At 40.7% G+C, this 14,441-nt stretch carries 17 protein-coding genes; 1 reads left to right on the top strand and 16 read right to left on the bottom strand.

All coding sequences use genetic code 11. The features are described from left to right. Positions 1-57 precede the first annotated feature (57 nt). The 15 genes from sigF to MHH23_RS10285 all read right to left on the bottom strand — a co-directional run bounded on the left by sigF (position 58) and on the right by MHH23_RS10285 (position 11,742). Positions 58-825 carry an RNA polymerase sporulation sigma factor SigF gene (gene sigF, locus MHH23_RS10355; RefSeq protein WP_047945959.1) on the bottom strand — a complete coding sequence of 256 codons (768 nt, stop codon included), beginning with the start codon at positions 823-825 and terminating at the stop codon, positions 58-60. 12 nt (positions 826-837) lie between these two features. Then, the gene (gene spoIIAB, locus MHH23_RS10350) at positions 838-1,278 is read right to left on the bottom strand and encodes an anti-sigma F factor (RefSeq protein WP_007501052.1); all 441 of its coding nucleotides are present in this window, start codon (positions 1,276-1,278) and stop codon (positions 838-840) included. Further along, the gene (spoIIAA, locus tag MHH23_RS10345) at positions 1,275-1,628 is read right to left on the bottom strand and encodes an anti-sigma F factor antagonist (protein ID WP_008344431.1); all 354 of its coding nucleotides are present in this window, start codon (positions 1,626-1,628) and stop codon (positions 1,275-1,277) included. The genes spoIIAB and spoIIAA overlap by 4 nt, the downstream gene beginning before the upstream one ends. A gap of 157 nt (positions 1,629-1,785) precedes the next feature. After that, on the bottom strand, positions 1,786-2,940 hold the full coding sequence (locus tag MHH23_RS10340; protein ID WP_411340203.1) for a D-alanyl-D-alanine carboxypeptidase family protein: 1,155 nt from the start codon (positions 2,938-2,940) through the stop codon (positions 1,786-1,788). 158 nt (positions 2,941-3,098) lie between these two features. Beyond that, a complete protein-coding gene (locus tag MHH23_RS10335) occupies positions 3,099-3,911 on the bottom strand; it encodes a purine-nucleoside phosphorylase (protein WP_340959457.1) in 813 nt (270 codons plus the stop codon). An 11-nt stretch (positions 3,912-3,922) separates the two neighbouring features. Continuing rightward, complete coding sequence (gene deoB / locus MHH23_RS10330; RefSeq protein ID WP_025207568.1) at positions 3,923-5,107, bottom strand: phosphopentomutase; 1,185 nt, start codon at positions 5,105-5,107, stop codon at positions 3,923-3,925. Between the two features lie 153 nt (positions 5,108-5,260). Then, positions 5,261-6,151, bottom strand: coding sequence for a site-specific tyrosine recombinase XerD (gene xerD, locus MHH23_RS10325; protein ID WP_007501057.1), 891 nt, complete (start codon positions 6,149-6,151; stop codon positions 5,261-5,263). A 6-nt stretch (positions 6,152-6,157) separates the two neighbouring features. Beyond that, positions 6,158-6,385: a YqzK family protein gene (locus MHH23_RS10320; RefSeq protein ID WP_024718934.1), complete on the bottom strand. Its 228-nt coding sequence runs from the start codon at positions 6,383-6,385 to the stop codon at positions 6,158-6,160. Positions 6,386-6,502: 117 nt separating this feature from the next. After that, on the bottom strand, positions 6,503-6,955 hold the full coding sequence (gene fur / locus MHH23_RS10315) for a ferric iron uptake transcriptional regulator (RefSeq protein WP_003215577.1): 453 nt from the start codon (positions 6,953-6,955) through the stop codon (positions 6,503-6,505). 121 nt (positions 6,956-7,076) lie between these two features. Continuing rightward, on the bottom strand, positions 7,077-7,721 hold the full coding sequence (spoIIM, locus tag MHH23_RS10310) for a stage II sporulation protein M (RefSeq protein WP_340959456.1): 645 nt from the start codon (positions 7,719-7,721) through the stop codon (positions 7,077-7,079). A gap of 115 nt (positions 7,722-7,836) precedes the next feature. Beyond that, positions 7,837-8,967 (bottom strand): S8 family peptidase, encoded by a 1,131-nt coding sequence (locus tag MHH23_RS10305; RefSeq protein ID WP_024718936.1) that lies wholly within the window; start codon positions 8,965-8,967, stop codon positions 7,837-7,839. 111 nt (positions 8,968-9,078) lie between these two features. After that, a complete protein-coding gene (locus tag MHH23_RS10300) occupies positions 9,079-9,300 on the bottom strand; it encodes a hypothetical protein (protein ID WP_096881590.1) in 222 nt (73 codons plus the stop codon). 267 nt (positions 9,301-9,567) lie between these two features. After that, positions 9,568-10,020: a GNAT family N-acetyltransferase gene (locus MHH23_RS10295; RefSeq protein WP_008343848.1), complete on the bottom strand. Its 453-nt coding sequence runs from the start codon at positions 10,018-10,020 to the stop codon at positions 9,568-9,570. Next, a complete protein-coding gene (locus MHH23_RS10290) occupies positions 10,007-11,188 on the bottom strand; it encodes a TIGR00375 family protein (protein ID WP_079919589.1) in 1,182 nt (393 codons plus the stop codon). Before MHH23_RS10290 ends, MHH23_RS10295 begins: the two co-directional genes overlap by 14 nt. Continuing rightward, positions 11,185-11,742 (bottom strand): NUDIX hydrolase, encoded by a 558-nt coding sequence (locus MHH23_RS10285; protein WP_047945964.1) that lies wholly within the window; start codon positions 11,740-11,742, stop codon positions 11,185-11,187. Before MHH23_RS10285 ends, MHH23_RS10290 begins: the two co-directional genes overlap by 4 nt. A gap of 168 nt (positions 11,743-11,910) precedes the next feature. Between MHH23_RS10285 and MHH23_RS10280 the strand changes: the two genes are divergently transcribed. Next, complete coding sequence (locus MHH23_RS10280; RefSeq protein ID WP_025207571.1) at positions 11,911-12,837, top strand: aldo/keto reductase; 927 nt, start codon at positions 11,911-11,913, stop codon at positions 12,835-12,837. Between the two features lie 110 nt (positions 12,838-12,947). Here the strand turns inward: MHH23_RS10280 and MHH23_RS10275 are convergent, their stop codons facing one another. Then, the gene (locus MHH23_RS10275; RefSeq protein ID WP_073416015.1) at positions 12,948-14,303 is read right to left on the bottom strand and encodes an IS1182 family transposase; all 1,356 of its coding nucleotides are present in this window, start codon (positions 14,301-14,303) and stop codon (positions 12,948-12,950) included. Between the last annotated feature and the right edge of the window lie 138 nt (positions 14,304-14,441).

Raw genomic sequence — 14,441 nt, 5'->3', positions numbered from 1 at the left:
TACTGAAAGAACTTGATTTACCGGTAATTACCACACAAAAAAAGCCAGCCGAATTGGCTAGCTGTCTTTTTGATCCATTTGGATTTGGATTTGTTTTAAAATCTTCTTTTCAAGCCGTGAGACTTGCACTTGGGAAATTCCGAGTCTTTCTGCTACTTCTGATTGTGTTTGGTCTTTATAATACCTTAAATAGACAATCAGTTTCTCACGCTCTTCTAATTCTTTAATCGCCTCTTTTAGCGCAATTTTATCAAACCATCTTTCTTCTGAATGATCGGCAATTTGATCGAGCAACGTAATCGGATCGCCGTCATTTTCATACACGGTTTCATGAATAGATGATGGTGAGCGGACCGCTTCTTGAGCAAGGACGACATCCTCAGGTGTGATGTCCAGATATTCAGCGATTTCCTGAACAGTCGGCATTCTGCCATGAGATTTAGACAATTCGTCCCTTGCCCGCCTGATTTTATTTCCAAGTTCCTTTAAAGACCTGCTGACTTTGACGGTCCCATCATCACGAATGAAACGCTGAATTTCACCAATGATCATTGGAACGGCATACGTCGAAAACTTCACATCATAAGACAAATCAAATTTATCAACAGATTTCAGCAGGCCAATACAGCCTATTTGGAATAGATCATCTGGTTCATATCCTCTATTTAAAAAGCGCTGAACAACGGACCAAACAAGACGCATGTTTTTTTCTACGAGGAGGTCTCTTGCTTGTTGATCTCCGTCTTGGCTTTTTTTGATGAGCTGTTTCACTTCATCATTAGACAGCTGTGCTTTTTTTGCTTGCTTTTTTACCTCCACATCCATATGAGCAGCTCCTTAATTACAAAGCGCTTTGCTTTTTGATAGATGCTTTGTTAAGCGGATCGTTGTGCCCATTTCTGGAGATGAGTCCACCATGACATCATCCATAAAGTTCTCCATGATCGTAAAACCCATCCCGGAGCGCTCTAAGTCTGGTTTCGTCGTAAAAAGCGGTTGCCTTGCTTCCTCAAGATCTGAAATGCCCATACCTTCGTCTCGAATCGTCAGATACACAATATGGTCATCCAGCGTAACGCTAATGTGCACCTTGCCGTCTGGATTCCCGTCATACCCGTGAATGATCGAGTTCGTGACCGCCTCTGATACAACGGTTTTGATTTCTGTTAGCTCATCTAATGTTGGATCGAGCTGAGCGATGAATGCTGCCACCGTTACTCTCGCAAAGGATTCGTTTTGACTTAAAGCAGAAAAAGTCAGATTCATTTCATTTGTCATGATGCCACCCCCAATGTTTGCAGCGCAGTTTGCTCTGAAGGCTCCATACGAATAATTTTAAACAAGCCGGACATATCAAATAAACGGTTCACCGCTGGCGAGATCGCACAGACGACCATTTCACCGCCAAGTTGTTTAATTTCTTTGTATCTTCCTAAAATCACTCCGAGCCCAGAGCTGTCCATAAACGATAAATCAGCTAAATTCAGCACGATGTGGCGAATGTCCTCTGTTTCCAAATAATTCGTCACCTTTTGTCTCAATGTCTCTGCGGAGTGATGATCAAGCTCCCCTGTCAACCGAATGCAAAGTACGCTCTCTTTTATTTGAAAATCAATACCAAGGCTCATCTTTTCTTCCTCCTTGCTCTATTTTCGGATAAAGAATGTTTCTCTTTCTTCACATGCAAATCCTTCACCATGACAAAACTAGTGATCATTCGTCACATTTAGATGTTCTTTTCGTTCATAGCAAAAAAGACTGCCAGTTGCAGCAGTCTTTCACCTTTTACTTCCATTTAACAAATTCGGCCATAACCCGTTTGAAGAACGTCCAAACACCGGCTTTTTCCATATCTTCTTTCGCTTCAACAGGACTTTCATGAAGCACTTTTCCATCTTTTTTCAAGATGATGGTGCCAAGTTTCGTTCCTTTTGAAAATGGGGCTGTGACATCTTGAGTTAATTTAATTTCTTTTTTGATCTGATCGACATTTTCGCCTTTTTTCGTTAGAAGAGAAATCGGTTCAGACGTGACAAGCTGAATTTTTTTCTTTTTCCCTTTGCTCACTTTGATCTCTGCTACATCTTGACCACGCTTGTACAGAGGATGCGTTGTATATTGACTAAAGGCGTAATCCAGCATTTTGACGACTTGGGCGTTTCTGTCTTTTGGTGTACTTGCGCCGAATACAACAGCAATCACGCGCATGTTCCCTTTTTTAGCAGATGCAGTTAGACAGTATTTCGCCTCGCCTGTAAACCCTGTTTTCACCCCATCCACACCTGGATAAAATTTAATGAGACGGTTTGTATTCACAAGCCAGAATTTTTTATCCGTGTTCTGACGAAGATAATCTTCGTATACACCTGTGAACTTGGTGATCTCTTCATATTTCAACAGCTCTTTCGCCATTTTTGCCATATCATGAGCCGTGCTGTAATGATCTTTTTCAGGAAGTCCTGTTGGATTTTGAAAGACCGTTGAGGTGAGCCCAAGCTCTTTTGCCTTTTTGTTCATTTGCTCAACAAACTGTTCTTCAGATCCAGCAATATGTTCTGCCATGGCAACTGAAGCATCGTTTCCTGACGCAATCGCAATGCCTTTTAGCATGTCTTTAACCGTCATTTCTTCTCCCGGTTCAAGGAAAATTTGTGAGCCTCCCATAGATGCTGCATGATCGCTCGTTCTTACTTTATCAGTCATTTTTAATTTCCCTTGATCCATCGCTTCCATGATGAGAAGCATCGTCATGATTTTGGTCATACTTGCAGGGGCAAGTTTTTCATCACTGTTTTTGTTGTAAAGCACTTTTCCCGTGTCACGTTCCATTAAAATCGCTGATTTGGCTTCATGCGCCAATTCTGATGTTTGTTTTTCTCCTGGCTTTTCAATCTTTTCTTTTGCCATCGCTGATGGTGAAACCATTGAGATAAGGATCATTAAAGTAAGCAATGCACATATATGACGTTTCAAGTGGCAGACCTCCATTATCGTAATCCTTTCTATTTTTTCCTCATAAAGGCTGTTTTATTCAGAGATCGTTTGATTGCCATAAAAAAAAGCCCTCTGTTTATGAACAGAAGGCTTTTTCACACGATCTATGAGAGTTGTTTGACAACTTCTTTCACTAAATCAAGGAAACTTGCTTTCACTTTTTCCGTCACTTCGATCACTTCATCATGAGAAAGCGGCTGATCTAAAATACCTGAAGCCGCATTAGAGATGCATGAAATACCAAGTACTTTTATGCCTGCATGACGTGCCACAATCACTTCTGGCACAGTCGACATACCGACTGCATCAGCGCCAAGCGTTCTGAGGAAACGAACCTCTGCCGGTGTTTCATATGAAGGGCCTGTCATTCCTGCATAAACCCCTTGCTGCACAGATATGCCTAAATGTTTAGCCGTTTTCTCTGCAAGTGCCAACAAATCTTTATCATACGGTGCAGACATATCAGGGAAACGAACCCCTTGACTGTCGTTTGGTCCAATTAACGGATTGGTTCCCATCATATTGATATGATCTGTAATCAACATAAGATCGCCAGGATGGAAGGACGTATTCACACCGCCCGCTGCATTTGTCACAATACATGTCTCAATGCCGATTTCTTTCATTACACGGACAGGAAATGTCACCTGCTTCATATCATACCCTTCATAGTAATGGAAACGTCCTTGCATGGCACAAACGACCGTGTCTTTCAGCGTTCCAATGACGAGCTGGCCTGCATGCCCTTCTACTGTTGAAACAGGGAATCCAGGAATATCTTCATATTTTAATTTGATTGGATTTTCAATCTCATCGGCTAAAATGCCAAGACCTGAACCTAAAATCAATCCAACTGTTGGTACATATGTCGATGCTTGTTTAATATATGCCGCCGCTTCTGAAAACTGTGCTCCCACGTGATTTCCCCCTATTTGAGTTTAGATAAAAAGCTTGTTCCGTATTTTGGCAGCGTTGATTTAAAATTATCTGCTACCGTTGCCCCAAGATCAGCAAATGTTTTCGCTGTTGGCAGCTCATTCGCTTCTTGATGCTTTTTGCTGTAAGCAATAAGCGGAACGTATTCTCTTGTATGATCTGTTCCGTGATGAACCGGGTCATTTCCGTGATCTGCTGTGATCACAAGCAGATCATCCTCTTTTAATAGATCAAACACTTCAGGTAGACGTGCGTCAAATTCCTCTAGTGCCTTACCGTAGCCTTCTGGATCTCTTCTATGTCCATAAAGCGCATCAAAGTCGACAAGATTTAAGAAGCTCAGCCCAGTAAAGTCTGTTTTCAGCGTCTCCACTAGCTTGTCCATTCCATCCATGTTGGATTTCGTTCTGAGTGAAGAGGTGATTCCTTCACCATCATAAATATCAGAGATTTTTCCGATCGCAATGACATCAAGTCCATCATCTTTCAATTCATTCATGACGGTACGGTCGAATGGTTTTAATGCATAGTCATGACGATTTGGTGTTCTAACAAATGCCCCCGGCTCCCCGACAAATGGACGAGCGATGATGCGCCCTACCATATATTTTTCATCTAAAGTCAGTTCACGTGCGATTTCGCAAATGCGGTAAAGTTCGTCTAATGGCACAACTTCTTCGTGTGCAGCAATTTGCAGCACAGAATCTGCTGAAGTATAAACGATTAAATCGCCTGTTTTCATATGCTCTTCGCCAAGCTCATCCAGAATTTCTGTACCAGACGCTGGTTTATTTCCAATGATGCCGCGCCCTGTTTTTTCTTTTAATTCATTTAACAGTTCATCTGGAAAGCCGTCTGGAAAGACTTTAAATGGTGTGTCGATGTAAAGACCCATGATTTCCCAATGCCCTGTCATTGTGTCTTTCCCGTTGGATGCTTCTTGCATTTTCCCATAATACGCAAGCGGTTTTTCGTCCGCTGGAATTCCTTTAATTTCTTTAATATGACTTAGCCCAAGCTTCGCCATATTCGGCATATGAAGCCCGTTCATTTTTTCAGCAATATGTCCAAGTGTATCTGCACCTACATCATTAAAATCAGCAGCATCAGGTGCTTCCCCGATTCCTACTGAATCCATCACAATGAGGAAAATACGTTTATACTGATAATCAGGCATAAAAAAGCGCCTCCTTCAATATTCTTGTCCTTTCACCTTTCACAACTGGAGAGGTCAGACATCTCAAGTATAAACCGTTTTCAAGTCAATTGACAACCATAAACGGTCCAAACATAAAAAAGCATGATACACGTTCACCGTGCCATGCTTTACTTATGCCCTTGGATGGAATTTGTGATACACGTCTTTTAATCTTGTTTTTGTGACATGTGTGTAAATTTGTGTAGTAGAAATATCGGCATGTCCGAGCATTTCCTGTACGGCTCTAAGATCCGCACCGTTTTCAAGCAAATGTGTCGCAAATGAATGTCTGAGCGTATGAGGCGTCAGTTCTTTTTGAATACCTGCTTCTATGGCTCGTTTCTTTAAGTTCTTCCAAAAGCCCTGCCGCGACATTTTTTTTCCGTGATGATTCAGAAATAAAGCATCGGCCGGCTGTTTTTTGAGCAGCTTGTTTCTGCCTTTTTCTATATACACTTCAATCGCACTTGCAGCAGCTTCACCAATAGGCACGATTCGCTCTTTTCTTCCTTTTCCAAAACAGCGGATAAACCCCATGGTCAGATGCACATCTGCAAGAGTCAGATCAAGCATTTCACTTACGCGAATACCTGTTGCATATAAAAGTTCGAGCATGGCTTTGTCACGGTAGTCAAATGGTGTTTGCTGCTTAGGTGTATCGAGCAGCTTTTCTACCTCATCTAATGATAGAACTTTCGGTAATTTCCGCTCTGTTTTTTGTGATTCAATGTTCCATGACGGGTCATCTGTTGTCACTTTTTCACGGAGCAAGAATTGATGAAAGGAGCGTATCGATGATAGATGACGGACGGACGTTTTACTCGATTTCCCCTCGTCTTTTAACTGTTTTAAATAATGAATAATATGAAGGCGTGTGACGTCTTTTACATCTGTCAATTGTTCATGCGTCATTAAAAAAGACAAATAGTTCTGTAAATCTCTTTTATAAGAGACAATGGTATTTTCAGAGAGTCCTCTCTCTACTGTCATAAAATGAATAAAGTCGGATAATTGATCCTTCAATGGTTTCTACTCCCCGTTTTGATAAAAATAAATCAATCGATCCTGCCACCTGTCTTGTTTCGGCTGATCCATTTCCATCACTTTTATCGCTGCACCTTCTGGTTTATCATAACGATGATAGCTTTCATATTCTGAATTTATCCATATCATAGCATAATAGAACAGGACGGTAAAACCAGTGAACAAGATAAATACTTTCATTACTTCACCTGTTGTTTTGAGCCATTTTCGCATGTTCTTCATGTCCTTTCTCGTGTTCTCATTACTTCAGCATATGCCAGGTGGGACAAGGAATATACAGCGAACATGCAAAAAACCTTTTCATTTTGAATGAAAAGGTTCCAATTCGGATTATTTGCCGGATTCATCATCATGACACCGGTGGCAAATACCATGGAATGTCAATCTATGATCCTTAATTTTAAATTTCCAGTCGCGTTCAATAATTTCTTCAACATCTTCTAATAAATCATCTTCTATCTCATCGACTGTTCCGCATTCCATACAGACAAGATGGTGATGGAAGTGAGCGGCTCCTTCTTTGCGAAGATCATATCGCGAAACGCCGTCTCCAAAGTTAATTTTATCAACAACTTTCAGTTCAGTAAGCAATTCTAACGTCCGATAAACAGTAGCAAGACCAATTTCAGGAGACTTCTCTTTTACGAGGAGGTATACATCTTCTGCACTTAAATGGTCTTCTTCATTCTCAAGCAGTACTCTTACTGTTGCTTCACGCTGTGGCGTGAGCTTATAGCTGGAAGAATGAAGCTGTTTCTTAATTCGATCAATCCGATTTTCCATTGACTTTCCCTCCTACGCCACATTACTTGATCATTATATCAAATGATGTGCAGAGAGCCAACTATAATCATTTTAAATTGATAAATAAATTGATTATTATTTAATAACGATTATAAAATCATCAAAACAGAACACCTGCCAGCTTTTTCATCAGCAGGAATGATAAGTATGATTCAAAAAAGGACGAAAGAGCAGCGAGGGTTAAAATCATCAGTAGAACAGAAGCATACCGGCCAAACCAATGGATTGGCGCTTGACTGATGGTTTTTTTCATAAAAAGCTGACCAATTAAACGAATGGAGAACGCAATCGCACAAGTTCCGATCACTAAATACGCAGGAATGAGCAAGATATTTTGAGGAAGCACCGAGACAAAAGATAGAAAAAAACCGCTAAGCCCCATTTGATTGACCAAAAAACCGACAGTAAACCCAACTACAATCCCTTTTAAAAAGATCATAAGAAAAATAAGCGGCAGGCCAATGATGGAAATTCCGAGTATCCACATGAGGCCCAAATATTTCATATGATGCAAAAAGCTTTGCAAAAACATTTCTTTTGATTCTGCTGCTTTCTCATTCGTCAGTTGACCAAAAAATTGATTTAAATAGTAGAATAAATCCTCTTTCTGACTCATTGTCATACTATTGACGATAATGGCTCCAAAAATGACGCCCATTAAAAATAGTACAGAAACAAACAAATAAATTGATAAATGATCTTTCACGTGCTGAAGAAGATGTTCTTTCCAAGACTTTTTCCGCATGCGCCTTCCTCCCAAATAGTAAAGGTTACTAGATTCTATGAGAGAGCAGACGAAACATGACAGTTTTATGAAAAGAAAAACGAGAAAGCAGCTGCACACTGCTTTCTCGTTTCCTTTATCGTGCAGCTTTTTGTACGTTCACAAGCCCAGCTCCATAATAAAAAGGTTCGCCAAGTTTTGTTGCCGTTTTTGTCAGCCTTTCACGCAATTCATCATTTGTGAGATTCGGATGTTTTGATAGAATGACTGCCGCAGCACCAGCTACATGAGGTGATGCCATAGACGTTCCACTCTTATATCCATATTCGTTATGAGGAATGGTACTTAATGTTGAAACGCCTGGTGCTGATACTTCCACTTCTTCCCCAACAGAGGAATCAAAGGCTCTTTGCTTTCGTTGATCCACTGATGCGACTGCCATGACAGAGCTGTATTTGGCCGGGTAATCTATCGTATTAAGTGACCCGTAGCTCCCAGCATTTCCTGCAGATGCGACAATGAGAATCCCGTTGTCATATGCTCGATCGACCGCTTCTTTCAGCGCCTCCGATTCACTTGCTCCCCCCATACTAATATTGATGACATCCATCTCATTCTCAATCGCCCATTCAATGCCTTTAATGATCCAGCTATAGTAGCCGTCACCATTTTCATCTGCCACTTTCACCGCATAGATCGAAGCTTTTGGTGCCACACCAACGACGCCTACCTTATTATCTAATGCTGCGATCGTGCCTGCAACGTGGGTTCCATGTTCATGCGGGTCAACGAGCGGATCGGACTCTGTTGGAACAAAGCTGACACCACCAGTTACATGTAAATCTTCATGCTTGCCGTCGATTCCACTGTCAAGAACAGCTACTTTGACATTCTGTCCGGCATATCCTCGTTTATGTACCTTTTGTGCTTTAATGCTTTTGATACCATAAGGGACGCTTTGACCGCTTGTTTTTGCTTTTTGGTCTTCCTCAATAAAAGTAACTTCTTTTGCTTGATGTAGTTTTTCTTTTGATGCTTCGTTCAACGAAACTTTCATCATATCTATTTTATCTATTGATTCTTTCACATGACCGCCAGCTTTTTCAACAAGCTGTTTTTGTGTTTTGTCTTGAACGGAAGAAGAAAAACCGATCATATACTCTTTTTTTGCTTGATCCTTTGCAGATACATCTGATGCGCCGAATGTCATCGATGCCAGCAGCATACTTGCCATACAAAGCCCTGCTCCAAATGATTTGACCTTCACGATACCCACTCTCCCTTTCATTTCTTTTTGTCATTTAACTACATTTTTAGACAAAAAGAAACGACCGTTTGTCCTATTTTTTAAAATTTTTCCAATTATTTGATCTACTTGTCACAAAAAAGCTAAATAAAAATGCTTATGATCCTGTTCATAGCGATCATAAGCATTCCTATCTTTATGTTTTTTCATCATATGCTGCAAGGCTTCTTGTTTTGTTTTTGTCTTTCTTTCGTGTGTACTAAAATGCGGTATATTTCCTCTCGATTGTTCTGGATTTCGACTGTGCTGCCTTTGAAGGTGTTCTCTCTTTTTCTTTGCTTTGCTTTTTCCCATTTCGCAAAACCCCTTTCGTTGTCGTTATGATACATGAAAGAACCTAAAAAAGATAGACGTATAGACGCCTATCTCAAATTGTTGACAAAAGGCTAAAATGTACTTGATTTTAGCCTTTTGTCTTCTTTTCAGCGTGATAGAAAACCTTTGCAGTCTAGGAAGGACGAGCACTGGCGCGGAGCGAATTTGACATTCGTGAGCACCGGAGCGCAGGACTGACAAAGAATGCGAGGGTTTGTCTACACGCTGAGATAGACGTATACACGCCTATCTTTCTTTTCTCACCATATCAAGATGCGGAATTCCATCCTCATCATAACAATCTGAGACAGCTTCGAAGCCAAACGATTCGTAGAACGATTTCAAATAAGCCTGTGCTTGGATTTTAATCTTTGTTTCGCCTAATTCACTGAGCTTTTTTATCGCCTGATCGAGCAGGATCTTCCCGTAACCTTTTTTCCGGCCGGTCTTCGTCACAAGGACACGGCCAATGGATGCCTCTTTGTACATGATCCCGCTTTGGAAAATGCGGCAATAAGCCACAATCGTGCCGTTCTCTTTGGCGATTACATGCAGCGCCTCTTGATCACGATGATCAATTTCAGGATAAGGACATGTTTGTTCTACAACAAACACATTCACTCTTTCCATTAAAATCAGGTAAAGGTCTTCTTTAGACAGTTGTTCAAATGTGTGACATGTCCATTTAAGTTGATTCATGATTGATATCCACCTTACCGTAGACCCCGCCTCCGCCAGCGATCAGTCCAACTTCACCTCTTCTTGCTTTGATGATGTAATCGGCTGTTTTCTCAGGCAGGACCGCTTTTAATTCTTGTTCTGTTGCTTGATGAAGAATATTCATCTCTGTATGAAAGACAGCTTTTAACTTTTCTAACGTTTTGGCTCCAACACCTGGAATAAATTGAAGAGGAAGCTGGTGAACATAAGGAGGCCTTATTCCTTTGTCACTTTCTTGGTCAGCAAGCTCCTTTAACCGCTCACTCACCCCTTTTGTCATTCGGGTATGGCCGCATGCTTGGCACTGTTCTTGCTCCTGACTGTCAGGTCTTACTCCGCATTTCTCACAAGTCGTATGATAATACTTTCCGAGCCGCGGAGCGAGCCCATAATTTCCAGTGATGTTTCTGCCATCTTTTCCTTGAAGCGCTAGCTCGAATTCAGCAAAGGAGGCATGATCCATTCGGATCTTAGTATATTCCCGCGCAATTTTCCCTAAAGAATGGGCATCTGAATTTGTTAAAAAAGGATAGCGGTTTAGCTCACTTAGCTGGGAGGCCATAGACGTATCACAGCTAAGGCCAAGCTCAACAGCATCAATGAGTTCTGGATCGAATACTTCGGTTAAAGACGTATTGACCCCTTTGCCGTATAAACTTTTATGCGGCGTAAAAATATGGGCAGGAATAAATAATCCCCCTAGTTCCTTCACCTTATGCTGAAGCGTTCTCCCATCCACATATAATCGCTGTGAACTCAAATGCACATTTTTCATATGAAGAGAAAGCCATGCGGAAAACTCAGACATTTTGCGAAGCGTGGGCATAAAGGCAAGCACATGAATCGGACCTTTTGATTGGTCATCATTGATTTCTAGCTCACTGCCTAAAAGCAAAACGGTCTTTCCAAATGATAAACCGCCATCGCTTAGTTCAGTGTACGTGCCTTCCTCTACACCTTCTATCAATTCTTCTAGTACTTCAGGAGATTGTGCATCAATCACACCAATCATCCCCATCCCTTTACTTTGAGACGCTTCAATGAGAATTTGGTCAATGGTCAGTGACCTTGCACCTGTAATTTTGACAGCCCTGCCTGTTCTTGTTCGACCAATATGGATATGGATATCTGCAAAGAATTCCCTCATTTTGTAGACTTAAGTACCTCTTGCAATTGTAAGTATTGAATGGCATAGGCTGTTTTTGCATCATAAATATGCTGTTTTTCGATGAGGTGCAGCGCTTCTTCTAACGAAACTTCCATCACTTCGACAAATTCATCCTCATCCAGCTCTCGTTTCTCTTCAAGCGGGACCAGCTGATCGGCAAGGTAGATATGAACAATTTCATCCGCAAACCCTGGTGATGTATAAAAAGCGGTCAGTTTTTGGAGCGTCTGAGTAGTATAGCCTGTCTCTTCTTCTAATTCTCTCAGTGCTGTATGTGCCGGCTCTTCCCCTTTTTCTAGTTTTCCAGCCGGGATTTCAACGATGGCTCTCTCCAGTGCTTTACGGTATTGTTTGACCAAAATGATTTTATTTTCGTCTGTACGTGCAATGACTGCTACTGCACCTGGATGTTTAATGATTTCGCGTTTGCCTGGTTTTCCGTTCGGCAATTCTACATCTTCAAGAACCAAGTCAATGATTTTTCCGTTATATAATGTTTTTGACGATAATGTTTTTTCTTCAAAGTCCTTCAATTTTGTCAGCTCCTCGTTCTACTTTCACTTTTTACTTCATTCATTTTAACATAGATGTTTTAGGAGAAGCCAAAATGCGGATGCCTGCTTCAATGCGCCTTTTGAAATCACCTAGCTTGAATTCCAGAATTGTTTCACTTAATGTGAAAGGATAGGAGTGTGATTGAATTGAAAAAAAGACGAATTGGCACCTCTGATCTCGTGGTTAGTGAGGCGGCACTAGGATGTATGTCCCTTGGGACTGAAAAAGAAAAAGCGCTCTCTTTATTAGATGAAGCCATTGATCTTGGGATTAACTATTTGGATACAGCCGACTTATATGATTTTGGAACAAATGAGGAAATCGTCGGGGAAGCTATTAAGAATAGACGCCAAGATTTGATTTTGGCCACAAAAGGCGGCAACCGCTTTGAAAAAGGCAAACCTGGCTGGGACTGGGATCCTTCAAAAGCATATATAAAAGAGGCAGTGAAACAAAGCCTGAAACGACTTCAAACAGATTATATTGATTTATATCAATTGCATGGCGGCACAATTGACGATCCAATTGACGAAACCATCGAGGCATTTGAAGAATTGGTTGAAGAAGGTGTCATTCGCTATTACGGCATATCGTCAATCCGTCCAAATGTCATTAAAGAATACGCCAAAAAATCAAATATCGTGAGTGTGATGATGCAATATAGTTTACTCGATCGCCGCCCAGAAGAATGGTTTTCTCTTCTTGAAGAACAAAGCATTAGTGTCGTGGCAAGAGGTCCTTTAGCAAAAGGATTATTAACTGAAAAACCCCTTTCGCAAGCAAGTGCGGCGATTCAAAAGAACGGGTATCTTGAATATTCATTTGAAGAGCTCCAGCAAATCATTCCTTCGTTAAAGAAAGTCGCTTATGACCTATCACTGACAGAGCTGTCCATTCAATACTTGCTCAAGCATTCTGCAGTCAGCTCTGTTGTTTTTGGCGCAAGCTCGGTGAAACAGTTAAAAGAAAATGTGGCAGCGGCAAATGCACGTTCATTAAGCGACCAAGAAGTAAAAGCTTTGTCATATTTCACAAAACAGTCTGTGTATGAGACGCATCGTTTGAATCAATAGAAAGCAAAAAGAGATCACATGTATGTGATCTCTCAGACCGTAGACAAACCCAACCTTTACTTCAAGTAAAAGTGGGGTTTTCACATTTTTTGATAAAAACATTATGTGTTTTACGCTGGACATGGCTCTTTCCATGTCCAGTTTGCTAGCTTTTTAAGATTCATGGCAGCGAAAGTAAGCATCGCCTGCATTGAAACTTTTTTCAGTCCTCGAAGTTTCGTCCAACGCATACCATGCTTTTCTTTTGCATCCGCAAAAACGCGTTCTATTGTTTCTTTCCGTTTTGCATAGATGTCTTTATTCATTTGTGTCAGCCTCAGATGGTCTGCTTCATCTAGATAGTCCTGCCAAATATGCCGATGAATTTGTTTAGTGTGATTTTGACTTTGTGTACAGTTATTTAAAAACGAGCAGGATTTACATACCTCTGAATCAGACGCATATTGCTTATAGCCTTCTCTAGTCGTTGTACGATAAGAGAGAATTTGCCCGTTGGGGCAAATGTAACAATCAAAATATGCATCATACACGTATTCATTCTTTTTCAAATAACCAGCTTTTGTTCTTGGGCGAGTGTAAGGCATGACAGGTCTTATCTCTTGATCCATTAAAAACTTAGCGATGTAAGGTGTTTTATATCCTGCATCTACTGCGACTACAAATGGTTTTCCGACTTTTTCTGTCACCTTTAATACGAGTGAATCCAACATACGACTATCATGAACATTTCCACCTGTGACCAGTGATCCTAAAATAAATCCTTTAGAATCACAAGCCGTATGAAATGAATAGGCAAATGATTTTTCTCGCTCATCCTTCACATAGTAACCACTCTCTGGATCAGTCGTACTTACCTTGATTTCTTTTGTCTCTTCTTTATTCTGTAGGGGTAAAGGCTTTTTTCCATGTTCTTCACGGTCAATATTGATCTCCTCATGAAGCTGATTTTGATAACTTCTCGTCTCTACTCGAACGATTTTCTTTTCAAGTTTTTTCTTATTGGCATTCGCTTTTACATGAGTGGAGTCAATGAAGGCAATAGAAGGGTCAACGAGTCCTTTTTTCATCGCTTCTCTTAAGATTCGGTAAAAAATTTGTTCGAATAAATCTGTATCATGGAAGCGTCTCACGTAGTTTTTACCGAAGGTAGAAAAGTGCGGGATTTTCTCGGAAAATCCATATCCAATAAACCAACGATAAGCCACGTTGGTTTCAATTTCTCTAATGGTTTGCCGCATAGAGCGAATGCCAAATAGATATTGAATTAAGACCATCTTAATGAGAACAACGGGATCAACACTTGGTCTACCGTTGTCAGAACTATAATGATCTTTGACAAGATCATAAACGAAATCAAAGTCGATCGCTTGATCAATTTTTCGTACAAGATGATCTTCAGGCACTAATTCATCTAAGGCCACTACTTCTAATTGATTTCTTCTTTCTTCTTCACGTTTCGATAACATGTTTATCCCCCACAGAATTGTGTTATTACCCTTATTATACAAAAAAGCTTGTAGACTTTGTCTACAAGCTGAGAGATCACATGTATGTGATCTCTTTTTAGCGTATGTATATATGGATGTTCGTTTTCATGTTCTACA

It is taken from the genome of Bacillus sp. FSL K6-3458 (assembly GCF_038005045.1).
Classification (GTDB): Bacteria; Bacillota; Bacilli; order Bacillales; family Bacillaceae; genus Bacillus; species Bacillus altitudinis.
Note: the sequence above shows the minus strand (reverse complement) of the source record. Positions and strands in the feature narration are given on the sequence as shown.

Excerpts from the sequence above, each read along its gene's own strand:
- sigF (WP_047945959.1), bottom strand. The coding sequence starts at position 825 with ATGGATGTGGAGGTAAAAAAGCAAGCAAAAAAAGCACAGCTGTCTAAT.
- spoIIAB (WP_007501052.1), bottom strand. The coding sequence starts at position 1,278 with ATGACAAATGAAATGAATCTGACTTTTTCTGCTTTAAGTCAAAACGAA.
- spoIIAA (WP_008344431.1), bottom strand. The coding sequence starts at position 1,628 with ATGAGCCTTGGTATTGATTTTCAAATAAAAGAGAGCGTACTTTGCATT.
- MHH23_RS10340 (WP_411340203.1), bottom strand. The coding sequence starts at position 2,940 with ATGATCCTTATCTCAATGGTTTCACCATCAGCGATGGCAAAAGAAAAG.
- deoB (WP_025207568.1), bottom strand. The coding sequence starts at position 5,107 with ATGCCTGATTATCAGTATAAACGTATTTTCCTCATTGTGATGGATTCA.
- MHH23_RS10320 (WP_024718934.1), bottom strand. The coding sequence starts at position 6,385 with ATGCGAAAATGGCTCAAAACAACAGGTGAAGTAATGAAAGTATTTATC.
- fur (WP_003215577.1), bottom strand. The coding sequence starts at position 6,955 with ATGGAAAATCGGATTGATCGAATTAAGAAACAGCTTCATTCTTCCAGC.
- spoIIM (WP_340959456.1), bottom strand. The coding sequence starts at position 7,721 with ATGCGGAAAAAGTCTTGGAAAGAACATCTTCTTCAGCACGTGAAAGAT.
- MHH23_RS10300 (WP_096881590.1), bottom strand. The coding sequence starts at position 9,300 with ATGGGAAAAAGCAAAGCAAAGAAAAAGAGAGAACACCTTCAAAGGCAG.
- MHH23_RS10295 (WP_008343848.1), bottom strand. The coding sequence starts at position 10,020 with ATGAATCAACTTAAATGGACATGTCACACATTTGAACAACTGTCTAAA.
- MHH23_RS10290 (WP_079919589.1), bottom strand. The coding sequence starts at position 11,188 with ATGAGGGAATTCTTTGCAGATATCCATATCCATATTGGTCGAACAAGA.
- MHH23_RS10275 (WP_073416015.1), bottom strand. The coding sequence starts at position 14,303 with ATGTTATCGAAACGTGAAGAAGAAAGAAGAAATCAATTAGAAGTAGTG.